This is a genomic window from Paraburkholderia diazotrophica, assembly GCF_038900755.1.
GTDB classification, from domain to species: Bacteria; Pseudomonadota; Gammaproteobacteria; order Burkholderiales; family Burkholderiaceae; genus Paraburkholderia; species Paraburkholderia diazotrophica_A.
The window spans coordinates 217,289-243,436 of the sequence record NZ_JBBPEN010000010.1; the positions used below are offsets into that span (position 1 = coordinate 217,289).

At 65.2% G+C, this 26,148-nt stretch carries 18 protein-coding genes; 9 read left to right on the forward strand and 9 right to left on the reverse strand.

From position 1 onward, the window contains the following. Positions 1-29 precede the first annotated feature (29 nt). The 3 genes from AABE10_RS27980 (at position 30) to AABE10_RS27990 (ending at position 3,949) form a co-directional block, all read left to right on the forward strand. Positions 30-1,469: an aldehyde dehydrogenase family protein gene (locus tag AABE10_RS27980; RefSeq protein ID WP_342936450.1), complete on the forward strand. Its 1,440-nt coding sequence runs from the start codon at positions 30-32 to the stop codon at positions 1,467-1,469. Between the two features lie 107 nt (positions 1,470-1,576). Then, positions 1,577-2,335, forward strand: a complete 759-nt coding sequence (locus AABE10_RS27985; RefSeq protein WP_342936451.1) for an SDR family oxidoreductase — start codon at positions 1,577-1,579, stop codon at positions 2,333-2,335. A 300-nt stretch (positions 2,336-2,635) separates the two neighbouring features. Continuing rightward, the gene (locus AABE10_RS27990; protein ID WP_342936452.1) at positions 2,636-3,949 is read left to right on the forward strand and encodes an MFS transporter; all 1,314 of its coding nucleotides are present in this window, start codon (positions 2,636-2,638) and stop codon (positions 3,947-3,949) included. A gap of 123 nt (positions 3,950-4,072) precedes the next feature. Here the strand turns inward: AABE10_RS27990 and AABE10_RS27995 are convergent, their stop codons facing one another. The 3 genes from AABE10_RS27995 to hemC are packed head-to-tail and all read right to left on the reverse strand — an operon-like array spanning position 4,073 to position 8,315. Next, positions 4,073-5,263 (reverse strand): heme biosynthesis protein HemY, encoded by a 1,191-nt coding sequence (locus AABE10_RS27995; RefSeq protein ID WP_342936453.1) that lies wholly within the window; start codon positions 5,261-5,263, stop codon positions 4,073-4,075. Positions 5,264-5,265: 2 nt separating this feature from the next. Beyond that, the gene (gene hemDX, locus AABE10_RS28000; RefSeq protein ID WP_342936529.1) at positions 5,266-7,320 is read right to left on the reverse strand and encodes a fused uroporphyrinogen-III synthase HemD/membrane protein HemX; all 2,055 of its coding nucleotides are present in this window, start codon (positions 7,318-7,320) and stop codon (positions 5,266-5,268) included. Further along, positions 7,320-8,315, reverse strand: a complete 996-nt coding sequence (hemC, locus tag AABE10_RS28005) for a hydroxymethylbilane synthase (protein WP_342936454.1) — start codon at positions 8,313-8,315, stop codon at positions 7,320-7,322. Before hemC ends, hemDX begins: the two co-directional genes overlap by 1 nt. A gap of 364 nt (positions 8,316-8,679) precedes the next feature. Between hemC and ppc the strand changes: the two genes are divergently transcribed. After that, positions 8,680-11,748: a phosphoenolpyruvate carboxylase gene (gene ppc, locus AABE10_RS28015; RefSeq protein ID WP_428983399.1), complete on the forward strand. Its 3,069-nt coding sequence runs from the start codon at positions 8,680-8,682 to the stop codon at positions 11,746-11,748. A 255-nt stretch (positions 11,749-12,003) separates the two neighbouring features. On the opposite strand, the gene AABE10_RS28020 is transcribed toward ppc, so the two are convergent. Beyond that, positions 12,004-12,756: a class I SAM-dependent methyltransferase gene (locus AABE10_RS28020; RefSeq protein WP_342936457.1), complete on the reverse strand. Its 753-nt coding sequence runs from the start codon at positions 12,754-12,756 to the stop codon at positions 12,004-12,006. 190 nt (positions 12,757-12,946) lie between these two features. Here AABE10_RS28020 and AABE10_RS28025 point away from each other — a divergent pair, with 190 nt between their 5' ends. From AABE10_RS28025 to AABE10_RS28035, 3 genes are all read left to right on the forward strand, one after another. Further along, positions 12,947-13,762 (forward strand): helix-turn-helix transcriptional regulator, encoded by an 816-nt coding sequence (locus tag AABE10_RS28025; protein WP_342936458.1) that lies wholly within the window; start codon positions 12,947-12,949, stop codon positions 13,760-13,762. A gap of 150 nt (positions 13,763-13,912) precedes the next feature. Beyond that, positions 13,913-15,319, forward strand: coding sequence for an argininosuccinate lyase (gene argH, locus AABE10_RS28030; protein WP_342936459.1), 1,407 nt, complete (start codon positions 13,913-13,915; stop codon positions 15,317-15,319). A 155-nt stretch (positions 15,320-15,474) separates the two neighbouring features. Then, the gene (locus AABE10_RS28035; RefSeq protein ID WP_342936460.1) at positions 15,475-16,395 is read left to right on the forward strand and encodes a bestrophin family protein; all 921 of its coding nucleotides are present in this window, start codon (positions 15,475-15,477) and stop codon (positions 16,393-16,395) included. Between the two features lie 25 nt (positions 16,396-16,420). Here AABE10_RS28035 and AABE10_RS28040 read toward each other — a convergent pair whose 3' ends face one another. The 5 genes from AABE10_RS28040 to apbC form a co-directional block, all read right to left on the reverse strand. Further along, the gene (locus tag AABE10_RS28040; RefSeq protein WP_342936461.1) at positions 16,421-17,158 is read right to left on the reverse strand and encodes a lysozyme inhibitor LprI family protein; all 738 of its coding nucleotides are present in this window, start codon (positions 17,156-17,158) and stop codon (positions 16,421-16,423) included. Positions 17,159-17,160: 2 nt separating this feature from the next. Next, on the reverse strand, positions 17,161-19,443 hold the full coding sequence (locus AABE10_RS28045) for an arginine/lysine/ornithine decarboxylase (RefSeq protein WP_342936462.1): 2,283 nt from the start codon (positions 19,441-19,443) through the stop codon (positions 17,161-17,163). 83 nt (positions 19,444-19,526) lie between these two features. Then, complete coding sequence (gene dcd / locus AABE10_RS28050; RefSeq protein ID WP_087734426.1) at positions 19,527-20,096, reverse strand: dCTP deaminase; 570 nt, start codon at positions 20,094-20,096, stop codon at positions 19,527-19,529. 305 nt (positions 20,097-20,401) lie between these two features. Then, complete coding sequence (locus AABE10_RS28055; protein ID WP_342936463.1) at positions 20,402-20,932, reverse strand: superoxide dismutase family protein; 531 nt, start codon at positions 20,930-20,932, stop codon at positions 20,402-20,404. A 237-nt stretch (positions 20,933-21,169) separates the two neighbouring features. After that, positions 21,170-22,258 (reverse strand): iron-sulfur cluster carrier protein ApbC, encoded by a 1,089-nt coding sequence (gene apbC / locus AABE10_RS28060; RefSeq protein WP_342936464.1) that lies wholly within the window; start codon positions 22,256-22,258, stop codon positions 21,170-21,172. A gap of 280 nt (positions 22,259-22,538) precedes the next feature. Here apbC and AABE10_RS28065 point away from each other — a divergent pair, with 280 nt between their 5' ends. After that, positions 22,539-23,189 (forward strand): OmpA family protein, encoded by a 651-nt coding sequence (locus AABE10_RS28065; protein WP_342936465.1) that lies wholly within the window; start codon positions 22,539-22,541, stop codon positions 23,187-23,189. A 678-nt stretch (positions 23,190-23,867) separates the two neighbouring features. Continuing rightward, on the forward strand, positions 23,868-26,054 hold the full coding sequence (gene metG, locus AABE10_RS28070; RefSeq protein WP_342936466.1) for a methionine--tRNA ligase: 2,187 nt from the start codon (positions 23,868-23,870) through the stop codon (positions 26,052-26,054). Positions 26,055-26,148: the final 94 nt, after the last annotated feature.

Consider the following 26,148-nt stretch of genomic DNA (forward strand, 5'->3'; position numbering starts at 1 on the left):
TCCTCTGTCGCCTCAGGCAAGGAGCATGTGTGGAAGAAGCGAAACACTTCATCGGCGGCGAATGGGCCGCGTCATCGGGCGGCGAGACCATCCCCGTCATTGATCCCTCCGACGGCCAGCCGTTCACCACGCTCGCGCGCGGCACGGCCGCCGACATCGATACCGCCGTCCAGTCCGCGCGCCGCGCATACGACGGCGCATGGGGCGCCGCCAGCGCAGCCGAGCGCGGCCGTCTGCTGTACCGGCTGTCGATGCTCGTCGCCGCCTGCCACGAAGAACTGGCGCAGATCGAAGCGCGCGATACGGGCAAGCCGCTCAAGCAGGCGCGCGGCGACGCGGCCGCGCTCGCGCGCTACTTCGAGTTCTATGCGGGCGCCGCCGACAAGCTGCACGGCGAAACGCTGCCCTACCAGAACGGCTACACCGTCTTCACGATCCGCGAGCCGCACGGCGTCACGGGCCACATCGTGCCGTGGAACTATCCGATGCAGATCTTCGGGCGCAGCGTGGGCGCGGCGCTCGCGGCGGGGAACGCGTGCGTCGTGAAGCCCGCCGAGGATGCGTGCCTCTCGGTGCTGCGCGTCGCCGAACTCGCGGCCGAAGCGGGCCTGCCGGCGGGCGCGCTCAACGTCGTGACGGGCTACGGACACGAAGCAGGCGCGGCCCTCGCGCGCCATCCCGGCATCGATCACATTTCGTTCACCGGCTCGCCCGAAACGGGCAAGCTCGTCACGCAAATGGCCGCCGAAAACCACGTGCCCGTCACGCTGGAGCTGGGCGGCAAGTCGCCGCAAATCGTCTTCGCCGATGCCGACCTCGACGCCGCGCTGCCCACGCTCGTCAGCGCGATCGTGCAGAACGCCGGGCAGACCTGCTCGGCGGGCAGCCGCGTGCTGATCGAGCGGAGCATCTACGAGCCGCTGCTCGACCGGCTCGCGACCGCGTTCAATGCGTTGCGCGTCGGCCCGGCCCACGCCGATCTCGACTGCGGACCGCTGATCAGCGCGAAGCAGCAGCGCCGCGTATGGGACTTCCTGTCGGACGCGCAGCATGACAGCATCCCGATGGCGGCGCACGGCGAAGTGATCGCGGAAGCGCCGGAAGACGGCTTCTATCAGGCACCCACTTTGCTGCGCGACGTGCCGCCCACGCACCGGCTCGCGCGCGAGGAAGTGTTCGGCCCAGTCCTCGCCGCGCTGCCGTTCGCCGACGAAGGCGAAGCGCTCGCGCTCGCCAACGGCACGCAGTACGGGCTTGTCGCGGGCATCTGGACGCGCGACGGCGCACGCCAGTTGCGCATCGCGAGACGCGTGCGTTCGGGGCAGGTGTTCATCAACAACTATGGCGCGGGCGGCGGCGTCGAGCTGCCGTTCGGTGGCGTCAAGCATTCGGGCCACGGCCGCGAAAAAGGCTTCGAAGCGCTGTATGGCTTCACGGTGCTGAAAACCATCGCAATCAGACACGGCTGACGTACAGCGCCAAACAACGCCAAACGATTCGCACAACAACAGCAACCATCTTTCATGGACCGGGAGTCAGGGCCACAGCCCTGACTCCCATTGACAGAGGAGACATCATGCGGCTGACAGGCAAAACGGCCATCGTCACAGGCGGCGGCTCGGGCTTTGGCGAAGGCATCGCGAAGACGTACGCGCGCGAAGGCGCGAACGTCGTCGTCAACGATCTGAACGGTCCGGCGGCCGAGCGCGTCGCGAGCGAGATCGCGCTCGCGGGCGGCAAGGCGATTGCCGTCGCGGGCGACGTCACGCGCGCGGACGACTGGAGCGCGTTGCGCGCCGCCGCCATCGAAGACTTCGGCAGCGTGCAGATCGTCGTCAACAACGCGGGCACCACGCATCGGAACAAGCCGGTGCTCGAAGTCACGGAAGCCGAGTTCGACCGCGTGTACGCCGTCAACGTGAAGAGCATTTACTGGAGCGTGCGCGAATTCGTCCCGTACTTCCGCGAGCAAGGCGGCGGCGTGTTCGTCAACATCGCGTCGACGGCGGGCGTGCGGCCGCGCCCTGGCCTCGTCTGGTACAACGGCAGCAAGGGCGCCGTGATCGTCGCGAGCAAGGCGCTTGCCGTCGAGCTCGGGCCGGACCGTATTCGCGTGAACTGCGTGAACCCGGTGATGGGCGAGACGGGCCTGCTGACGGAATTCATGGGCGTCGAAGACACGCCGGCGAACCGGCAGAAGTTTCTGGCGGGCATTCCGCTCGGCCGACTCTCGACGCCGCAGGACATCGCGAACGCCGCGCTCTATCTCGCGTCGGACGAAGCGGAGTTCATCACGGGCGTGTGTCTCGAAGTGGACGGCGGACGCTGCGTGTAGCGGCACGTCCGGCGGCACGTGCAGTGTGCTTCCGCGCCGTGCGTTCGGGCCATGCGCGGGCGCACGCCGCGCGGCGCATCGCCGCCGTACTGCCGCCGTACTGCCGACGTGCCGCCGACGTGCCGCGATAGACGCGTTAGTCGTTGAAAACTCGGTGTTTTCCCCGACGTCAGGCGGCTTTTCGGCGCGTATTGAACGTTTAGAATCGCGAACGGCGGTACGTCATTTCCACAATAACGAGCTTTACATAGGACCGGCGTAAGGCGCCAAAGCGCCAACGCTGGTCGATAGGAGACACGCGTGTCCAGTCCAGCGAATCCGCTTCACCATCCCGGCGCAGGCGCGCCTTCTTTCGAAGAGGCGACCTACAGGAAAGTCGCCTGGCGTCTGACGCCGCTTCTGATGCTCAGCTATGTCGTCGCGTATCTGGATCGCGTGAACGTCGGCTTCGCAAAGCTCGGCATGAGCACCGACCTGGGTCTTTCCGACGCCGTCTATGGCTTCGGCGCGGGCATCTTCTTCATCGGCTATTTCATCTTCGAGGTGCCGAGCAACATCATCCTGCACCGCGTCGGCGCGCGGGTGTGGATCGCGCGGATCATGGTGTCGTGGGGCATCATCTCGATGCTGACGATGTTCGTCACCACGCCCACCATGTTCTACGTGATGCGCTTTCTGCTCGGTCTCGCGGAAGCGGGCTTCTTCCCCGGCATCATCCTGTACCTGACCTACTGGTATCCGGCGCATCGGCGCGGCCGCATGACGACCTGGTTCATGACGGCCATCGCGATTTCGGGCGTCGTCGGCGGACCGATCTCGGGCTACATCCTGAAGGCGTTCAATGGCGCGAACGGCTGGCATGGCTGGCAGTGGCTGTTCCTGCTCGAAGGCATACCGTCCGTGATCGTCGGCATTCTGGTGTTCGTCGTGCTCGACGACCGCATCTCGAAGGCGAAGTGGCTGACGGACCAGGAGCGCGAACTGCTCGAGCGGAATATCGCCGCCGAAGAGGCGACGAAAGAGGATCACTCCGTCGGCAAGGTGATGATGAGCCCGCGCGTGCTGCTGATGAGCCTGATCTACTTCTCGTTCGTGATGGGACTGTACGGCGTCAGCTTCTGGCTCCCGACGATCATCAAGTCGACGGGCGTCACCGACGCGTTCATGATCGGCCTGCTTTCGGCAATCCCGTTCGCCGCCGCCGTGATCGCGATGGTGCTCGTCGCGCGCAGCGCCGACCGCACGCGCGAGCGCCGCTGGCACGTCGCGCTGCCGGGCTTCGCGGGCGCGCTCGGCCTCGTGCTGTCCGTCGTCTGGGCGCACGACACGACGCTCGCGATGGCCGCGCTCACGCTCGCGACGATGGGCATCATCACAACGCTGCCGCTCTTCTGGAGCTTGCCGACATCCTTCCTCGCGGGCACGGGCGCGGCGGCGGGCATCGCGATGATCAACTCGATCGGCAATCTCGCGGGCTTCCTGAGTCCGTATGCGGTCGGCTGGCTCAAGCAGATCACCTCCACCACCGACTCCGGCATGTACATGCTCGCGGCGTTCATGATTCTCGGCGGACTGCTTGCGATCAGCGTGCCCGCGCGGCTCGTGAACAAGTAGGCGCGCGCCGCCCTCGACGCTTCACGCAAGAAAAAACCCTCGGTGACCGAGCCGTCACCGAGGGTTTTTTATCTGCGCTGTCCGCCCTATCGGCCCTATCTGCGGCCCGAGCCGTTCAGCGCATCAGACGATATTCATCGCCAGCGCGCTCTCGCGATAGTGCTCGCTTGCCTTCGACGCATCGCCCAGCTGTTCGTGCAGACGCGCGAGCGCGCGGTGCGAGCGGATCTTGAGCGTCTCGTTGTCGGCTTGCTTGAGCGCCTGTTCGAGGAACGATTGCGCCTTGCCCCACAACTGCTGATGCAGGCACAAACGGCCCAGCGTGAACAGCAGATCGGCGTCGTCGGGGCGCTCCTTGCGCCAGCCTTCGGCCTTCTGGATCAATGGCAGCGCATCGCCGCCCGTCGTATCCGGATAGCGGCGCAAGAGGCGCGCGTCCCAGTTCTGCGCGAGCGCGTCCTCGACGATCTTGCGCGCTTCCTGCGGACGGTTCAGCGCGACCAGCAGCTCGGCTGCGAGATCGGCGAGGCGCGGCGAATGGCGCTCCGTCGGTGTCAGCGAATGCCACAGTTCGAGCAGCGCGTCGGCATTGTGCCGGCGATCGCGCAACAGGTTTTCCGCCGCCAGTTGACGCAGACGCACGGCCACGGCGGGATGAATCGCCTCGCGCTTTTCGAGCGTCTTCACGAGCTTGAGCACTTCGCCCCAGTTCTTCAACTGCTGCTGCGCGCGCAGCGCGATCTGCTGCGCGTGAATGCGGCGGCCGCCCTGCGACTGCATTTCGGTGAGCGCGAGCAGTGCGCCATCGGCATCGCGGCCATCGGCGCGCATGTCCGCCGTCGCCATCAGACGCGCATCCTGCCAGTCGGCCGCATCGATCTGCGCGAGATATTCGTCGCGGCGCGCATACTCGTGCATCCGGTGCGCGGCGTTTGCCGCGATCAGGCCCGCCGCGCCCTTGTTGTCGGGATTCGCGAGCGAATCGCGCGCGGCCTTTTCGGCGCGCGAAAAGCGCCCGGCATACAGATTCGCGATCGCGTCACGCAACGCCGAATGCGCCTTCGCGACGCGCTGACGCGCGCGGTACGCGGCCACGCGCCGCGGCATGCTCCAGATGTTGCGCACGATGCGCAGCAGCATATACATCACGATGAACGCGACGATCAGGCCGACGACGAACAGGTTCAGCGAAATATCGACGCGATACGGCGGATAGACGAGCAGCACCTGGCCGGTGTCGAAGCGCCCGACGAGCGCAAGCACGACGGCGATCGCGAACAGGAATGCGAGCCAGAGAAGTCCACGCAGCGCCATGATTAACCCCGGTTCCGGTATTGATGCACGGCTTGCAGGCTCATATTCAGGTTCGGCACTTCGACGGCTCCCGAGCCCTGATCGACTTCCTTGATGAGATCGCGCGCGGTCTGCACTTTCTTCGACGACGCGTCGAAGTAACGCGCGAGCGCCTCATCCGCAGCATTGAGATCGGACTTGAGCGTGGTCTGGTTGCGCGCGAGCAGCGCCAGTCGCGCCGACAGCAGACGCAGCTTCAGGTTCTCGCGCAGGAAGTAGCCCTGATCCGGCGACACGAGCATCGTATCGGCGTGATCGAGGCGGCGCACTTGCACGAGACTGGTCAGCTGCTGGCCGATGCCCGTCACGAACTGGTTCCACCACACTTTCCACTTCGGCTCGCCCGTCGCGGCCGCGACACGGTCGACATCCTTCGGCTCGGCTGCACGCGGCGTCGCGTGCGCGATGGGCGCCTCGCCGGAAAGCGGCAACTGGTCGACCTGGTCGATCGCGTTGTCGAGCTTGATCGCGAGGCCCGTCAGATCCGTCGAAGGCGCGGACTTCAGCTTGTCGATGTCCTGCGCGATCGCCTTGCGCACGGCCATCACCTGAGCGCCATCGGAGGCGGCGAGGCGCGTGTCGGCGCTTTGCAGCGCGAAGAGCGCGAGCTGCGTGTTGCCCGTCAACTGCAACTGCTCGCTGGCGCTCGACAGCATCTGGCCGACTTCGGCCATTGTCCAGTCGTCGCGGTTGCGCGCGAGATCCGCGTATTGCTGCTGCAGCGCCTGTTGCGCGTTCTGCGCATCGGCGAGCTTGCCTTCGAGCTGCGCGATCTGCGCGTTGGCGGTCTGCACGGTCGCGACGGCCTGTTCCGTCTTCACGCGCAACTCGGCCGTCGATGCGTCGTTGGCCTGCTGGCGATGCGACAGCTGCTGATCGAGCTTGATCACCCTGCGGTTCAGCGCGAGGCCGCCCGCGACGGCCACGATGAGCACCAGCACGATGACGACCCAGAGCAGCCCCGTGCCCTTGCCGCGTTTCGGTTGCTGCATTTCGTAAGGCGTAAAGGGCTGATTCGGCGGCAGCGGGGTGGCGGGCCGCGGCGCGGAGTTGGGCGTGGGATTCGTGGATGCGTTGGTATCAGTCATGCGTTCTTGTGCCGGGTTGGACTGGACCGGTTGAACTTCGGAAGGAACAGCGAGGGACAACAGCGTGCGCGCGATACGTTCATCGCCCGCACCGGACACCGTAATGCTATCAAAACCCAATCCCCGCGCGGTTTCTGCGATGCGTGGATGGGGCGCGACGAACATCGCGCGTTTCAGTTGTGCCCGCTCGCCGACGGTCAGATGGTCGTTCGCGAGTTCGCCGAGATTGCGTACGCCTTCGGAGCTCGTGACGAGCCACGCGTGCTGCGTCTTCGATTCGCCCGACAGCAGCGCATGAACGCGCGACCATGCGCCGATCGACGGCTCAGGCACGAGCCGCCGGTAAGCCGCGACGGTCTCGACTTCGGCGCCCGCTTCGCGCAGACGGTCGGCGAGCCATTCGCGACCGCCGTCGCCGCGCACGATCAGCACGCGCTTGCCTTCGAACGCGCTGTCGCCAAGCGACCCTTCGAGCGCCGCGTACAGCGCTTCCGAGTCGAAGCGCGCGCCGTCGTTGTCGTCGGCGCCAGCGCCCGGGCTGATCACCGTGTACGCGGGCGCTTCGACGCCGTGCTTCGCGAGCGCCGCGACGCTGCCCGGACCGACGACGCCGACGGGCAACGCGTGCGGCCAGATCGCGTCGTGACGCGCGAACGCGTAATCGACGGCATTCGGCGACACGAACACGACGAGCGCGTACCGGTCGAGCGACGCGAGCGCCGCGCGCAGCGGGGCTTCGTCGTCCGCAGGCGCGATCTCGATCAGCGGAAATTCGATGGTCGCGACGCCCGCGTCGTGCAGCAGCTTGGCGAGCGCGTCGGACTGTCCCGCCGGCCGCGTCAGCACGACGGTCAGGTGCGAGCCGCGCGACCGGCCTGCGCCGTCCGTCGACGGGGAATCAGCGGATGTCGGGTTCGAGCCGGCCGCCATCACGGGGCATTCGCCGGGCCAGCCGCCGGCCCGCTCGCCGTGCTGAGCGCGCGGACGATGTCCATCGCGCCCTGCGCCGCGAGCTGGCTCGCGACTTCGCGGCCGAGTTCGAGCGCGGCGACCGTGGTCGGCGCGGGCGCCGAGGCCTGCGCGGAGAGCACGCGCTGCCCGTCGGGCGTCGCGACGATGCCGCGCAGATGCAGCGCGCCATCATGCCAGGTCGCGTAGGCCGCGAGTGGCACTTCGCAACTACCGCCGAGCGCGCGCGACACCATGCGTTCCGCTTCGACGGCGGCGGCCGTGTGCTCGTGATGCAGCGGCGCGAGCCACGCGGCGAGGTCCGCGCGGTCCGCGCGAATCTCGATACCGAGCGCGCCCTGCCCTGCGGCGGGCAGGCTGTCGGCGGGGTCGAGCAGCGAACGGATGCGTCCGGCGAGACCGAGGCGCTTCAGCCCGGCGGCGGCAAGAATGATGGCCGCGTAATCGCCGCGATCGAGCTTGGCGAGCCGCGTATCGAGATTGCCGCGCAGCGGCTTCACTACAAGTTCCGGATAGCGCGTACGGAGCATCGCTTCGCGGCGCAGGCTCGACGTGCCGACCACGCTGCCGGGCGGCAGCGCGGCAAGCGTGTCGTACTGGTTCGAGACGAACGCATCGCGCGGGTCTTCGCGTTCCATGATGGTGGACAGCGCGAAGCCTTCGGGCAGTTCCATCGGCACGTCTTTCAGCGAATGAACGGCGAGGTCGGCGCGGCCGTCGGCGAGCGCGTTCTCCAGTTCCTTCACGAACAGACCCTTGCCGCCGACCTTTGACAGCGTGCGATCGAGAATCTGATCGCCGCGTGTCGTCATTCCGAGGATTTTTACGTCACAAGATGGATATAATTTGTGCAGCGCACACCGCACGTGCTCGGCCTGCCACATTGCGAGGCGGCTTTCCCGCGACGCGATGACGAGCGTAGTGGGCGGCGTGAGCGCAAGCGTCTCGGAATTCATTGTTTGAGTCATTGAACGACGGGATGTAATAACAAACAATGTTAGCACGCGCTTCGGCAACCTCTCGCTGGCCACACGGCCATGCCGAAGCAGTTCGACGGAGGAGACGGGTTCGCGCACGGTGTCTGCGCGAACTGCTCCATGAGCCGTATCGATTCGTGACTCGCGTGGCCGCCCGAAGCCCGAGCACGGTCGTTCGCGCGTCGATGCGCCGCATGCGCGATCATCTAATGCGGTGCAGCACGCGCAACCGGCCCTTCCTCCATCGCGCGCCGCATCGTTGACAGGCTTTTAGCGCAGTTCCCCGCAGTAACCGAAGTTGCAGTCCACATTCTTTAGACCCTGGCTTTCCTGAGGAAACATCGTGACGTCTTCCGGATCGGCGCGCCCTGCCCGCCGCAACACTGCCTCGCCCGACGCTGCAAACGCCGCATCGGCCGCTTCCGCCGTCAAGGCTGTCAAGGCCGCAAAGGCCCTGAAAGCAACGCAAGCCCTCGAATCCGGCAAAACCGGCAAATCCACGAAGACCAAGGCGGCCGAAGCGGCCGCCAACAGCGTGTCGAAACGAATCAAGAACAACGGCGCCAGCAAGCAGCAGGCCGCGCCGCTGAAAGACAACGCCCGCACGCGCGAGGACAAGGACCAGCCGCTCTTCGAGGACATCCGCTATCTGGGGCGGCTGCTCGGCGACGTGGTGCGCGAGCAGGAAGGCGACGAAGTGTTCGAGGTGGTCGAGACGATTCGCCAGCACGCAGTGCGCTTTCGCCGCGAGGACGACAGCGTCGCCGCGCAGACGCTCGAAAAGAAACTGCGCGCGCTGTCGCCCGAGCAGACGGTGAGCGTCGTGCGCGCGTTCAGCTACTTCTCGCATCTCGCGAACATCGCCGAGGACCGCCATCGCAACCGCCGGCACCGCATCCACGATCTGGCCGGCTCGACGTCGCAGCCGGGCACGGTCGCGCACGCGCTCGACCGTCTCGTCGAAGCGAACGCCGCCGCGACGCCCGTTTTGCAGCAGTTCTTCAACGACGCGCTGATCGTCCCCGTGCTGACGGCGCACCCGACGGAAGTGCAGCGCAAGAGCATTCTCGACGCGCAGCACGACATCGCGCGGCTCCTCGCCGAACGCGACCAGCCGCTGACGGCGCGCGAGCGCCTGCAGAACGACTTGCTGCTGCGCGCGCGCGTGACGTCGCTGTGGCAGACGCGCATGCTGCGCGATTCGCGCCTGACCGTCGCCGATGAAATCGAAAACGCGCTGTCGTACTACCGCGCGACGTTTCTCGAAGAAATTCCCGCGCTCTACGCCGATATCGAAGAAGCGCTGGTCGAGCACGGCCTCGACGCGCGCCTGCCGTCCTTCTTCCAGATGGGCAGCTGGATCGGCGGCGACCGCGACGGCAATCCGAACGTCACGGGCGAAACGCTCGAAAACGCGATCACGCGCCAGGCCGCGGTGATCTTCGAGCACTATCTGGAGCAGGTGCACAAGCTCGGGGCGGAGCTGTCGGTGTCGAATCTGCTGGCGGGCGCTAGCGATGGCGTGAAGGCGCTCGCGGACGCCTCGCCCGATCACTCGCCGCACCGCACCGACGAGCCGTACCGGCGCGCGCTGATCGGCATCTACACGCGCCTTGCCGCGAGCGCGCGCGTGCGTCTGGGTGAAGGCGTCGTGCCCGTGCGCAGCGCGGGCCCCGGCGTGCCGAAGATTCGCGCGATCCCGTATGGCGACGCGTCCGAGTTCGTGCGCGATCTGCATGTGCTGATCGAGTCGCTCGCCGAGCATCACGGCGCTTCGCTCGCGACCCCGCGCCTGTCGCCGTTGACGCGCGCGGCCGAAGTGTTCGGCTTCCATCTCGCGAGCATCGATCTGCGCCAAAGCTCCGACATTCACGAAGCGGTGATCGCCGAGCTGCTGCGCCGCGCGGGCGTCGAGAGCGATTACGCCGCGCTGCCCGAAGCGGACAAACTTCGCGTGCTGCTCGCGGAGCTGTCGCAGCCGCGCCTGTTGCGCTCGCCGTATGTCGAGTACTCGGATCTCGTGAAGAGCGAACTGGGCGTGCTCGAACAGGCGCGCGTGACGCGCGAGAAGTTCGGCGCGCGCGCGGTGCGCAATTACATCATTTCGCACACGGAGACGGTGAGCGATCTCGTCGAAGTGATGCTGCTGCAAAAGGAAGCGGGGCTGCTGCAAGGCTCGCTCGGCAGCCCCGTCGATCCGGCGCGCGCCGGCCTGATGGTGATCCCGCTCTTCGAGACGATTCCCGACTTGCGCAACGCGCCGCACATCATGCGCGACCTGCTCGCGCTGCCGGGCATCGATGCCATCATCGAGAACCAGGGCAAAGAGCAGGAAGTGATGCTCGGCTATTCGGACAGCAACAAGGACGGCGGCTTCCTGACGTCGAACTGGGAGCTGTATCGCGCGGAGCTTGCGCTCGTATCGCTCTTCAACGAGCGCAACATCACGATGCGTCTGTTCCATGGCCGCGGGGGCACGGTCGGACGCGGCGGCGGCCCGACGTATCAGGCGATCCTGTCGCAGCCGCCCGGCACCGTCGACGGCCAGATCCGCTTGACGGAACAGGGCGAGGTGATCGCGAGCAAGTTCGGCAACCCGGAGATCGGCCGGCGCAATCTGGAGACGGTCGTCGCCGCGACGCTCGAGGCTTCGCTGCTGCCGCACGGCAATGCGCCCGCGCAGCTGCCCGATTTCGAGGAGACGATGCAGACGCTCTCCGACGCGGCGATGGCGTCGTACCGCGCGCTCGTCTATGAAACGCCGGGCTTCACCGACTACTTCTTCTCGTCGACGCCAATCTCCGAGATCGCCGAGCTGAACATCGGCAGCCGGCCGGCGTCGCGCAAGCTGCAGGACCCGAAGCAACGCAAGATCGAGGATCTGCGCGCGATTCCGTGGGGTTTTTCGTGGGGCCAGTGCCGGTTGCTGCTGACGGGCTGGTATGGCTTCGGCAGCGCGGTGGCCGGGTGGCTCGACGCGTCGGACTCGAACATGGAGCGTGAGCGCCGGTTGAACCTGCTGCGCAAGATGCACAAGACGTGGCCGTTCTTCTCGAATCTGCTGTCCAACATGGACATGGTGCTTGCGAAGACGGATCTCGCGGTGGCGTCGCGCTATGCGGCGCTCGTGACCGACAAGAAGCTGCGCAAGCATGTGTTCGAGCGCATCGTCGCCGAGTGGGAGCGGACGTCGAATGCGCTCTCCGAGATCACGGGCAGGAAGGAACGGCTTTCCGATAATCCTTTGCTCGCGCGCTCGATCAAGAACCGCTTCCCTTATCTTGACCCGTTGAATCACCTGCAGGTGGAGCTGTTGAAGCGGCACCGGGGTGGGGATACCAATCTGCGCGTTCGGCGCGGGATTCATTTGACGATCAACGGGATCGCGGCGGGGCTAAGGAATACTGGTTGATTGTTTTTTTGTTGTTTGCCCTGCGGGCGGCGGGTCGTTTTTGATTCGCCGCTTTTTCTTTTATTGCTTTGTCTGCGACGGCTTTTATTGCGGTGTTTTTGTCTTTGCGCTCGCATCCGCGATTGCGCCTCGCGAATGCCGCCAGCAAGCCATAAGAATCAAAAACAAAAAGCCGTCGCAGACACAATCCGCATCGCGAATGCCAGCAGCAAGCCATAAGAACCAAAAACAAAAAGCCGTCGCAGACAAAAAACCTCAACACCCTTCGATCATCAACGCATCGAGCTTGAACGACCCATCGTCCTGCACATCGAAGTATTCGCGGACTTCATCCGGCGCCGAAGCCCAGACAGCACGGATCGCATCGACACGCGCCTCGGGCGTCCGCATCCGCGCAACCCACGAAGCGAACTCGATCGGCAGGCGCCACCGCTCGCGCACGATCGCGGAAAACCCGGTCGCGGCGAAAAAGGCGAGCCACTCGTCAACGCGATAGTCGCGGATATGCGAAGCGTCGCGCAACACTTCCACTGCCTGAAGATGCGTGTCGAGCAACGGATGATCGCTGCCGGCAATGTCGATGAACAGCACGCGCCCGCCTCGCTTCAACACCCGCCGCACTTCGGCGAGCGCCAGCGGCACGTCATGCCAATGATGCGCGCTCATCCGGCTGATCACCCAGTCGAACGAAGCATCGGCGAATGGCAGCTTCTCGGCCGCACCTTGCGAGGTCCTGATGTTCGACAGCCCGCGCGCCTGCGCGGCGGCATCGACAGTGGCCAGCATCTGCGGCGCGATGTCGTACGCGACGACGGACCCGGCGTGCGGCGCAACGGCAAAACTCGCGTGCCCCGCTCCACACCCCATGTCGAGCACGGCCGCGCCCGGCGTCGCAGCGATGGACGCCGCCAGAGCCTGCAAGTCCGCACCCGTCGCGTGCACCTGGCTCGTCAGATACGCGGCCGCTGTCGAGCCGAACGCGTCGGCCACCTGATCGTGATGCTTCATCGTGTGCTCCCGTCCCATGCAAATGATTGCGGCCCTTTCAAGGGCGCCTGTGAGGCTCATGTCCGAAGACCCGAACGGGCCCGCCTATTCGCACGCCCCGTTCCAGTCGCTACAATAGAGCCCGCCCTGTACCGGTACAAGTCAAGCAATTATTCTGGTATCGAGATTACCAGCCACCGCTGTCAGCAACATGACCACGCCGTCTTCCGCCGATTCCGTCCCGCCCCTCGATGCATCGCCTGCCCGCGCGCTCGGAGAATTCATCCGCGCGCATCGCGAGCGCCTGTCGCCGCAAGCCGTCGGCCTGCCGCCCGGACCGCGCCGCCGCACGCCCGGCCTGCGCCGCGAGGAAGTCGCCCAGCTATGCGGCGTGAGCCCCACCTGGTACACGTGGATCGAACAGGGACGGCCCGTGTCCGCGTCCGCCGATGCACTCGCGCGCATCGCCATCGCGTTGCAGCTGTCGCGGGCCGAGCGCGCGTATCTGTTCGAACTGGCTGCGCAGCGCGATCCCGCCGAGCCCGACCCCGCCGCCGCCGATGCCCCCGCGATGTTGCTCAAGACCGTCCAGCTCGTGAACGCGCCGGCCTACGTGCTCGACCGCCAGTTCACGGCGCTCGCGTGGAATGCGCCGGCGGCCGATCTGTTCGTCGGCTGGCTGGACGGCGAGCATGACCGCAATCTGCTGCGCTACACGTTCCTGTCGCCGGATGCGCGCAATCTGATCGTCGACTGGGACATCCGCGCGCGGCGCCTCGCCGCCGAGTATCGCGCCGATTCGATTCGCCATCAGAACGACGCGCCCACACGCTCGCTGATCGATTCGCTATCGGCGGCAAGCGATGCGTTCGCGCGCTTCTGGGCGTCGCAGGACGTCAACGAGCGCGAAGGCGGCCAGCGCCAGTTCAACCATCCGCGCGACGGCCACGTCGTCTACAACCAGATCACATTCAAGCCCGCACATCGCGAAGACCTGAAGCTCGTCGTGCTCGTGCGCGAAGAATGATATCCGCGTCGTTCGCGCTGTCCGCCTGATCCGCTCGCCGCGCCGCGCCGCAAGGTTCGCCGCGCGGCGGGTGTTAAAATTGATGTCTTCCCGAGGCGGCGCAGCGATGCCGCGCCGTCCGCGTCCTCACCTCGCACACTGCCCATCACCATGACGTCCCAACTGCATAAAAAAGGCGAAGCCTGGTCGGCTCGCTTCTCCGAGCCGATGTCGGAACTCGTCAAGCGCTATACGTCGTCGGTTTTCTTCGACAAGCGCCTCGCGTTCGTAGACATCGAAGGCTCGCTCGCGCACGCGTCGATGCTGGCCGCGCAAAAGATCATCGGCGCCGACGACCTCGCGGCGATCCAGCGCGGCATGGCGCAGATCAAGGGTGAAATCGAGCGCGGCGAGTTCGAATGGCAACTCGACCTCGAAGACGTGCACCTGAACATCGAAGCGCGCCTCACCGCGTTGATCGGCGATGCGGGCAAGCGTCTGCACACGGGCCGCTCGCGCAACGACCAGGTCGCGACCGATATCCGCCTGTGGCTGCGCGGCGAAATCGACCGCATCGGCGATCTGCTGAAAGATCTGCGCGTCGCGCTGCTGGACCTCGCGGACAAGAACGCCGCCACGATCATGCCGGGCTTCACGCACCTGCAGGTCGCGCAGCCGGTCACGTTCGGCCATCACCTGCTCGCTTACGTCGAGATGTTCTCGCGCGACGCCGAGCGCATGCTCGACACCCGCAAGCGCGTGAACCGTCTGCCGCTCGGCGCGGCGGCGCTCGCGGGCACCAGCTATCCGATCGATCGTCATGCCGTTGCGAAGACGCTCGGCTTCGACGGCATCTGCGCGAACTCGCTCGACGCCGTATCCGACCGCGACTTCGCGATCGAATTCACGGCCGCGTCGGCGCTCGTGATGACGCACGTATCGCGTTTCTCGGAAGAGCTCGTGTTGTGGATGAGCCCGCGCGTCGGCTTCATCGATATCGCGGACCGCTTCTGCACCGGCTCGTCAATCATGCCGCAGAAGAAGAACCCGGACGTGCCCGAGCTCGCGCGCGGCAAGACGGGGCGCGTGAACGGCCATCTGATGGCGCTGCTCACGCTGATGAAAGGCCAGCCGCTCGCTTACAACAAGGACAACCAGGAAGACAAGGAGCCGCTGTTCGATACCGTCGATACGGTGGCCGATACGCTGCGCATCTTCGCCGAGATGGTCGCGGGCATCACGGTCAAGCCCGACGCGATGCGCTCGGCTGCGCTGCAAGGCTTTTCGACGGCAACCGATCTCGCCGACTATCTCGTCAAGCGCGGTCTGCCGTTCCGCGATGCGCACGAAGCGGTGGCGCACGCGGTACGCATCTGCGATCAGCGTGGCTGCGATCTCGCCGATCTTTCGCTCGATGAGATGAAGGCCGAACTGCCGAACGTCGCATCGCTGCTCGGCGACGATGTGTTCGGTTATCTGACGCTGGAAGGCTCGGTGGCGAGCCGCAATCATCCTGGCGGCACTGCGCCGGATCAGGTGCGCGCGGCAATTGCGGCTGCGCGGGCGGCGATGAACTGATCGCTTCTTTTGCTTTCTGTTTGCTTTGCGCCAAAGGCGAATTCTCTGACGAGGGTTCGCCTTTTTCGTTTCCGACGAGCGCCGCTGCGCAGAGCAAAGGCCGGCACCATTCGATACCATCACGATGCAATTGCCCGCACAGGACTCCCATCGTCATGATCATCCGCCCGCAACTTCACTGGTTCCGCATGCTGCTCGCATGGCGCGGCTCTGTGCTGCCCGAACTGCTGCCGCGCCTCGGCCTCATTCTGCTGATCTCAATCGTCGCGCTCGCCGTGCACGTCCACGTGCTGCATATCAACGTGAACGTCAGCACCACGCCGTTCTCGCTGATCGGCATTGCGCTCGCGATCTTTCTCGGCTTTCGGAACAGCGCGAGCTATGACCGCTATTGGGAAGCGCGCAAGCTCTGGGGACAGTTGCTCAACGAAACACGCTCGCTCACGCGTCAGGTGCTGACGCTGTCATCCACGCAGATCGCCGCAAACGACACCCACGAATTCGTACAGGTGCTGGGCGCGTTTGCGCATGCGCTGCGTCATCAACTGAGAGGCACCGATCCGTCGCAGGATCTGTCGAAAAGGCTCGACACAGCGCTCTTCGAACGCGTCATGATGTCGCGTTATCGACCCGCGACGATCATGCTCTGGCTCGGCGAATGGGTGCAGCGTCAGGCGCGCGATGGCAAGCTCGACGCGTGGACCGTTCACGCAATCGATCGCAATCTCAACGGACTGTCGGATGTGATCGGCGGCTGCGAGCGGATCGTGTCGACGCCGCTGCCATTCGCGTATTCGGTGATGATTCACCGCACTGTGTACTTCTTCTGCGCGGCGCTGCCGTTCGGCCTCGTGGAGAGCGTCGGCGCATTTACGCCCGTCTTTTCGGTGTTCGTCGCGTACACGTTCATGGCGCTTGACGCAATCGCATCGCAGATCGAAGAGCCGTTCGGCACCGATGACAACGACCTGGCACTCGATGCGCTCTCCGCCACCATCGAAGACGCGGCCCGCGATCTGCTCGCGCAGCCTTCGCTGCACAAGGCGGGTTTGAAGGACGACTATCTGCTCACGTAGCGCGTGAGCCTGACGACGGCGCGGCTCAATCGTTGCCGGCCGTATCGCCCATGCGCTTCAACAGCGCAACGCGCGCGCCGATGATGTCGATTTGCGTGCGCGCGTCCATCAGCGGAACGGTCGCGTCGCGATACGCGGTCCACGCGCGTTGCGCGCGCGTCAGCGTCGAGCGCGAATGCGCGGGCAACTTCGCATGCAGACGCCGGTAATAGCGGTTCAGATCGAACATCGCGTGCTCGCATTGCGCGTCGAACGAACAGGCGCGCGGACGCGTCTTCGGGTCCCGCTTGCCCGCGTTCGCCGCCACGGTGCGCAGCGCGAGCGCGCGGTCGCGCACGGGCTGCAACTGCATGTCCGCGCCGGCGATCTGATACGACGTGCCCTGCGTCGTGGCGAGCACGGCCGCGAGCAGCTTGCCGTCGGCGTCGCGCCATGCCTGCCAGCGGCGCTGGCTCTCTTGCCACTTCTTGCGCTGCGCGTCGGGCACGTTCGCGAGCACCTGCTGGAACGACTGGTCCATCGACGCCTGCCACGCAAGGCGCGCCGTATCCGTGCAATGCACCTGCCCCGCCGCCGACGACATATCCGCGCGCGCGAGACACATGCGCATCGATGCGTCGATCGGGTCGGCCGCAGCCGCTTCCGCGCGCGCCGCAGCGGGCGCGATCGTCAGCGCGGCGAGCGGCGCGAGCACGCCCAGCAGCGCCGCGCACGCAGCCGCGCGCACATGACGCCGAAATCCGAAGCGCGATGCCTGCTTCATGATCACGAGTCGCGCACGCAGTCGACGAAGTACTCGATGCGCCCGTTGATCGTTTCGCCCACGAGGCCGTGGATATCCGTATGGAAGCCCGGGAAGCGCTCGTTGAACTCGCGCGCGAAACGCAGATAGCTGACGATGGTCTTGTTGAAGCGCTCGCCCGGAATCAGCAGCGGAATGCCCGGCGGATACGGCGTCAACAGGATCGACGTAACGCGGCCTTCGAGTTCGTCGATAGGCACACGGTCGATCTCGCGGTGCGCGAGCTTCGCGAACGCATCGGACGGCTTCATTGCGGGCTCCATGCTCGACAGGTACATCTCGGTCGTCAGGCGCGCGATGTCGTTCGCGCGATAGACGCTGTGGATCTGCTCGCACAGATCGCGCAAGCCGATGCGCTCGTACGCCGGATGCTGCGCGACGAACTCGGGCAACACGCGCCACAGCGGCTGGTTGTTGTCGTAGTCGTCCTTGAACTGCTGGAGCTCCGTGACCATCGAGTTCCAGCGGCCCTTCGTGATGCCGATCGTGAACATGATGAAGAACGAGTACAGGCCCGTCTTCTCGACGATGATGCCGTGCTCGGCCAGATACTTCGTGACGATCGCGGCGGGAATGCCCGTCTCGCCGAATTCGCCGTCCACGTCGAGACCCGGCGTGATGATCGTCGCCTTGATCGGGTCGAGCATGTTGAAGCCGTCCGCCAGCGCGCCGAAGCCGTGCCAACGGTCGTTCGGGCGCAACATCCAGTCGTCGCGCGAGCCGATGCCCTCTTCCGCGAGCTCTTCCGGGCCCCACACCTTGAAGAACCAGTCGTCGCCGTATTCGGCATCGACCTTGCGCATCGCGCGGCGGAAGTCGAGTGCTTCGGCAATCGATTCTTCGACCAGCGCCGTGCCGCCCGGCGGCTCCATCATCGCCGCGGCCACGTCGCACGACGCGATGATCGCGTACTGCGGGCTCGTCGACGTATGCATCAGATACGCCTCGTTGAAACGGTGGCGGTCGAACGTGCTGTTCTCGGAGTCCTGCACGACGATCTGCGAGGCCTGCGAGATGCCCGCGAGCAGCTTGTGCGTCGAGTGCGTCGCGAACACGAGCGCGCCCGTGCGCGGACGGCCCGCGCCGATCGCATGCATGTCCTGATAGAACTCGTGGAATTCGGCGTGCGGCAGCCACGCTTCGTCGAAATGCAGCGTGTCGAGCATGTCGCCGAGCAGGTCCTTGATCATCTCGACGTTGTAGATCACGCCGTCATACGTGCTCTGCGTGATCGTCAGGATGCGCGGCTTGAGGTTCGGATTCTTCGCGAGCGCTTCGCGCGCGAACGGATTCGCTTCGATCTTCTTGCGGATGTTTTCCGGCTTGAACTCGTCGCGCGGAATCGGACCGATGATGCCGAAGTGATTGCGCGTCGGCGTGAGGAACACGGGGATCGCGCCCGTCATCGTGATCGCGTGCAGGATCGACTTGTGGCAGTTGCGGTCGACGAGCACGATGTCGCCGGGCGCGACGGTCGCGTGCCAGACGATCTTGTTCGACGTGGACGTGCCGTTGGTCACGAAGAACAGATGGTCCGCGCTGAAGATGCGCGCCGCGTTGCGCTCCGACGCCGCGACAGGACCCGTGTGGTCAAGCAGCTGGCCGAGCTCGTCGACGGCATTGCAGACGTCCGCGCGCAGCATGTTCTCGCCGAAGAACTGATGGAACATCTGGCCGAGCGGATTCTTCAGGAACGCGACGCCGCCCGAGTGGCCAGGGCAGTGCCACGAGTACGAACCTTCGTCCGCATACTGCACCAGCTCCTTGAAGAACGGCGGCGCGAGCGAATCCAGATACACCTTCGCCTCGCGGATGATGTGGCGCGCGACGAACTCCGGCGTGTCCTCGAACATGTGAATGAAGCCGTGCAACTCGCGCAGGATGTCGTTCGGCAGGTGGCGCGACGTGCGCGTTTCGCCGTACAGGAAGATCGGGATGTCCGCGTTGCGGCGGCGCACGGCGGCGACGAACGCGCGCAGGTCGATGATCGCGGGCGCCAGCTCGGGCACGTCGTCGTCGCCGTTCTCGACGTACGGCAGCAGTTCGTCGTCGTCGATCGACAGGATGAAGCACGACGCGCGGCTCGACTGCTGCGCGAACGAGGTCAGATCGCCATAGCTCGTGAGACCCAGCACTTCCGCGCCTTCTTTCTCGATGGCCTCGGCAAGCGCCCGGATGCCGGAACCGGAGATGTTCTCGGAGCGGAAATCTTCGTCGATGATGACGACGGGAAAACGAAACTTCATGGGCGATTCTCCAAAAAGAACGACCGCTGCTTGGTCATGCGCAGCGGTCACCCGAGTAGCTGGTGATTCAGTGCGCTGGCTCGTTACGTCTTAGGCAACGTCACGCCGTGCTGACCTTGGTACTTGCCGCCGCGATCCGCGTAGGATACGTCGCAAATCTCGTCGCTTTCGAAGAACAGCACCTGCGCAACGCCTTCGTTCGCGTAGATTTTCGCAGGCAAAGGTGTCGTATTTGAGAATTCGAGCGTGACGTGCCCTTCCCACTCCGGCTCGAACGGCGTCACGTTGACGATGATGCCGCAACGCGCATAGGTCGATTTGCCGAGACACACCGTCAGCACGCTGCGCGGAATGCGGAAATATTCGACCGTGCGCGCGAGCGCGAACGAGTTCGGCGGGATGATGCAGACGTCGCCCTTGAAATCGACAAACGACTTCTCGTCGAAGTTCTTCGGGTCGACGATCGTCGAATTGATGTTCGTGAAGATCTTGAATTCGTCGGCACAGCGAATGTCGTAGCCGTAGCTCGACGTTCCATAGCTGACGATCTTGCGACCGTCTTCCGTCGCGCGCACCTGATTCGGCGCGAACGGCTCGATCATCTTGTGCTCTTCGGCCATGCGCCGGATCCACTTGTCGGATTTGATGCTCATAGGTGAACGCTGCTGACGGGTTGTGTCGGGCCGGCTGACGCACGCGCGCCGCTCACGGAGCGCGCGCCGCCGGACGAAAGGCGCTTATTTTACGCGATCACGGCATGTGCGCCCGATGCGGCGTGTATCGCGTCCGCTCACGCGCTTTGCACCGTGCTTGCACCGAAAAAACGGCCACGGACGATGCCCGATCGGACGGCTGCGGAAATACAAACGGAGAACGATGAGTTTGCGCGCTGCGCAAACGATTGGCCGGGGCGCCACCGCGACGGGCGATGCGCAAGCCATTGCTGAACGACAGGAAACTACGGGCGGATCAGCCCGCATGCGATGGCGGGACCGGCGCCATGCTGCGGATAGGCATACGGATCGGATGCGTCGCGATGCAGCAGCACGGCGCGCTGCATCACGGAACGCACGCCGTCGAGCGATACGTCCGGCGCGACGATGAAGCCCGCCGCCACGCCCGCTGCGTCCGCGTGAATATTGCCGAGATCGCCTTCGACCCGCGCGCCGATCTTCAGGCGCTCCGCCGCCGGCGCAAATATGGCGCCCGCGCCCGAGCCGTCGGCGGAATTGCAGTCGCCGCGTTCGTGGACCTGCAGCGCGTGATCGCTGTTCGGCGGCAGCCCTGTCAGGTTGTAGGTCACCTGCACGCCGTCCGAATGCTCGATGAACGTGACCATGCCGCGCGCGTTGTTGCCGAGCGTCGGCACCAACTGCGCGTCTGCGCGTTTCTCCTGAGGCCTAAGGAAGCTGCACCCCGATAACAGGACACAGGTCGCAGCCAGGACGATGCTTGTCTTGATCGCCTCGCCGCCGATTCGTTTTCTCATGCGATCCTCTTGTCGAGCGCCGGCCGTCCCCGCGACCGCGTTGCCGGACCTGATGAAGCCGACATGATACCGCGAGCGGGCCCGCATTCAGACCCCTTTCAACCCGCCTTCTGATGACTTGCCTCGCCGTCTGACCCGGCAAGCGCGGCGTGCTCGTGCCGCGCTCCGCACACCGCGCCGCGAGCCGCCGCCCCTGGCGCGACGTCCCTCATCGCGCCACAGGCGACGCAGTGCGCGTCACGTGTTCTGCACGACGATTGTCGGGAACTTCGAACTCATGTCGCGCGAACGCTCGGCGATATGAATCGCGACCTTGCGGGCAATCGTCCGATAGATTTCGGCGACGCGGCCATCCGGGTCCGCGACCACCGTCGGATGACCCGAATCGGCCTGCTCGCGGATCGCGATGTCGAGCGGCAGGCTGCCGAGCACGTCGACGCCGTATTCCTTCGACATCCGCTCGGCGCCGCCCTGCCCGAAGATATGCTCTTCGTGGCCGCAGTTCGAGCAGATATGCAGGCCCATGTTCTCGACGATGCCGAGAATCGGAATGCCGACTTTCTCGAACATTTTCAGGCCCTTCTTCGCGTCGAGCAGCGCGATGTCCTGCGGTGTCGTGACGATCACGGCGCCCGTCACGGGCACGCGCTGCGACAGCGTCAGCTGGATGTCGCCCGTGCCCGGCGGCATGTCGACGATCAGATAGTCGAGATCCTTCCAGTTGGTCTGCCGCAGCAGTTGTTCGAGCGCGGACGTGGCCATCGGGCCGCGCCATACCATCGGGTTGTCCTGCTCGATCAGAAAGCCGATCGAGTTCGCCTGCAAGCCGTGGCCCGTCAGCGGGTTCATCGACTGGCCGTCGGGCGACTCGGGGCGGCCTTCGATGCCGAGCATCATCGGCAGCGACGGGCCGTAGATATCGGCATCGAGAATGCCTACCGATGCGCCTTCGCTCGCGAGCGCCAGCGCCAGATTGACGGCCGTCGTGCTCTTGCCGACGCCGCCCTTGCCGGACGCGACGGCCACGATGTTCTTCACGTTGGGCAACAGTTTCACGCCGCGCTGCACGGTATGCGCGGCGATGTCCTGCGACACCTGCACGCGCGCTTCGGCGACGCCAGGCACGCTGCGCAGCGCATCGGCGACGAGCGTGCGGACCGTGTCGAACTGGCGCCTGGCCGGATAGCCGAGTACCACGTCGATGCTGACCATGGCACCATCGACGGCGACGTTCCTGAAGTTTTTGGCTGCGGCGAAAGGACGCTGCGTGTTGGGGTCGGTGATGGCTGCGAGGGCCGCGTCTATCAAAGCCCGATCGATGCTCATTGAGTCTCCGTGGGAACGCTCGGCGCGGCGCGCGATCGAAGGATGCGCGACACGCCGGAAATATTGAAAGAAATTGTTAGCCGGCATTGCCTAAAACCTGTCTCATTGGCACGCTTGCCGCGCAAGTTTTGCTATAGGGCCGAATCGTCGCTGACTCAGTCGTCATTGTAGTGGCTGGCGCCGGGGCTTGCCGGAAGACCCTTTCCGGCTATCGGCGCGATGTCGGACCTTCATCTGTGTGTCGACCGTCTTATTCAAGTCTTACTCAAGAGGACTCAAAATGAATGCAAAAATCATGACGCGCCTGTCGGCGTTGGCTGTCGTTGGCGCGCTGCTCGGCGGCTGCGCAACCCAGCAGGGCACCAACACGGCCGTCGGCACGGGCGTTGGCGCGGGCACGGGCGCTGCGCTCGGCGCGATCTTCGGCGGCGGCAAGGGCGCGGCGATCGGCGCGGGCGTCGGCGCGGCGGTCGGCGGCGTCACCGGCTACAACTGGCAGAACATCAAGAACAAGCTGTCGGGCGCGACGAAGGGCACGGGCACGCAGATCAGCGAGCAGCCGGACGGCTCGCTCAAGCTGAACATCCCGAGCTCGGTCACGTTCGACACGAACAGCTACGCGATCAAGCCGTCGTTCGCGCCTGTGCTCACGCAAGTCGCGCAAACGCTGAACCAGAATCCGGAAGTGGTTGCGCAAGTCGTGGGCCATACCGACAGCACGGGCCAGGCGGCCTATAACCAGACGCTTTCCGTCAACCGCGCGCAGAGCGTGACGAACGCGCTGGCACAGGACGGCGTCGCGCCGCAGCGTCTGTCGGCTTCGGGCATGGGCGCGAACCAGCCGATCGCGGACAACAACACGGAAGCGGGCCGTGCGCAAAACCGCCGCGTCGAAATCTATCTGCGCGCAATGGCGCAGCACGCGCAATAAGGACAGCGGGAAAACGACAGGCTTCTGCCTCATAGAGCCTGTCCGGACAGACTCGCGCAGGAACGAAGGGCGACGCGCAGGACCATGCCGAAGCGCCGCCGATGCGCCCGGAAGCCCTTCGCAGCGGACCGCACAAGCGGATCGAAAATTTTTTCGAACTCTTCTGAAATTCCGCTGTCTGTCTTTACGGTACGCGTGCGGCGAGGCCGCCGCGTCACCATTCTCCTCTTGTCGTTGTTGCTCCGGGGCCCATAGCCCCGGTTTTTTTTGCCTGCTCTTCGGCCCCTCGCCGTCCCCTCCCGCGTAACGCCGCGCACCGCAAATGAGTGCATCGCGACCCTGTTCGCAAGCGCTCAGCTGCGTGATCAATTCGATGCGAACGTGACGCGACTTCTCTCTACTCACTTCGCGAACCCAATCGAGCGCGACACGCATTGCCGCCACCTCGCCGCTAGATGCCGCCGAATGCCCGCGCTCATCTGCGCGCTGCCTCCGCCGGTCCACGCTGGTAAAATCGACGATTCGGGCCGGTTTTACGCGCGACGACAATCCGCGAAGCCGCGTTCGACAACCCGAGCTGCATGAGCGGACACCCCGCCCGTGTGGTCCTGGGCGCAGCGCCGTCCGCGTTGACGTTGTGACGGCCGCCCGTACCTTCCGCCAGTCCATAGAACCCACATGTCAGCAACCGACGCCACCGCGGTTCAATCCGCGGACCTCACCGCCGCCGGCGCGCCCGAGAGCCGCCGCCAGATCCTCGTCACGTCTGCCCTGCCGTATGCGAATGGGCAAATCCATATCGGCCACCTGGTCGAATATATCCAGACGGACATCTGGGTCCGCGCGCTGCGAATGCATGGGCACGAGGTCTACTACGTCGGCGCCGACGACACGCACGGCACGCCGATCATGCTGAAGGCGGAACAGGAAGGCATCACGCCGAAGCAGCTGATCGACCGCGTGTGGCGGGAGCACAAGCGCGACTTCGACAACTTCGGCATTTCGTTCGACAACTACTACTCGACCGATTCCGAAGAGAACCGCGTGCTGTCCGAATCGATCTACACGGCGCTGCAGGCGGCCGGCCTGATCGAAGCGCGCGACATCGAGCAGGCGTACGACCCCGTCAAGGAAATGTTCCTGCCGGACCGCTTCATCAAGGGCGAGTGCCCGAAGTGTCACGCGAAGGACCAGTACGGCGACAACTGCGAAGTGTGCGGCTCGACGTATCAGCCGACCGAGCTGATCAACCCGTACTCGGTCGTGTCGGGCGCGACGCCGATCAAGAAGACTTCGACGCACTACTTCTTCAAGCTGTCGGACCCGCGCTGCGAGTCGTTCCTGCGCGGTTGGGTCGGCGGCCTCGCGCAGCAGGAAGCGACCAACAAGATGCGCGAATGGCTCGGCGATGCGGGCGAAGCAAAGCTCGCCGACTGGGACATCTCGCGCGATGCGCCCTACTTCGGCTTCGAGATTCCGGGCGCGCCGGGCAAGTACTTCTACGTGTGGCTGGACGCGCCCGTCGGCTACTACGCGAGCTTCCGCAATCTCGCGCAGAAGCGCGGCGTCGACTTCGACGCGTGGGTAAAGAAGGGCTCGAAGGCCGAGCAGTATCACTTCATCGGCAAGGACATCCTGTACTTCCACACGCTGTTCTGGCCCGCGATGCTCGAATTCTCCGGCCATCGCACGCCGACCAACGTGTTCGCGCACGGCTTCCTGACCGTCGACGGCGCGAAGATGTCGAAGTCGCGCGGCACGTTCATCACGGCCAACAGCGTGATCGAAACGGGCATGAACCCGGAATGGCTGCGCTACTACTTCGCGGCCAAGCTCAATAGCACGATGGAAGACATCGACCTGAACCTCGAAGACTTCCAGGCGCGCGTGAACAGCGATCTCGTCGGCAAGTACGTGAACATCGCGAGCCGCGCCGCCGGCTTCCTGATCAAGCGCTTCGACGGCCGCGTGCAGGACAGCGCGATGCAGCATCCGCTGCTCGCGTCGCTGCGCGCCGCGATTCCGCAGATCGCCGCTCATTACGAGGCGCGTGACTACGGCCGCGCGCTGCGCCTGACGATGGAACTCGCGGATTCGGTGAACGCATACGTCGATACGGCCAAGCCCTGGGATCAGGCGAAGGACCCGGCAAACGCCGTCGCGCTGCATGAAACATGCAGCGTGTCGCTCGAAGCGTTCCGTCTGCTGTCGCTGGCGCTCAAGCCGGTGCTGCCGAAGGTCGTCGAAGCGGCCGAGGCGTTCCTCGGCGTCGAGCCGCTGACGTGGACGGATGCCGACAAGCCGTTGAGTTCCGCGCGCGCGATCAACGCGTACAAGCACCTGATGACCCGCGTCGATCCGAAGCAGATCGAGGCGCTGCTCGCCGCGAACCGCAGCTCGCTGCAACCGGCCGCCGGCGCGACAGCCGAAGCCGACAAGACTCAGGCACAGGCCAAAGCCAAGGCGCACGCGAAAGCGACAGCGGCCGCCCACGGCGACACCCATGCGAATCCCGACGACAGCGGCATCATCACGATCGACGACTTCGCGAAGATCGATCTGCGTATCGCGAAGATCGTCGATTGCCGCGCGGTCGAAGGCTCGGACAAGCTGCTGCAACTGACGCTCGATGTCGGCGAAGAAAAGACGCGCAATGTCTTCTCGGGCATCAAGTCGGCGTATCAGCCTGAGCAGCTGGTCGGCAAGCTGACGGTGATGGTCGCGAACCTCGCGCCGCGCAAAATGAAATTCGGCTTGTCCGAAGGCATGGTGCTCGCGGCATCGGCCGCCGACGAGAAGGCCGAGCCGGGCATCTACGTGCTCGAGCCGGACAGCGGCGCGAAGCCCGGCATGCGCGTCAAGTAACGCGAGCGCATCGCGCTTTTCGCGCGATCACGCGGTACACGAAAGCACGTCTTCGGACGTGCTTTTTTTCGTCTGGCCTTGGGACTGATGCCAC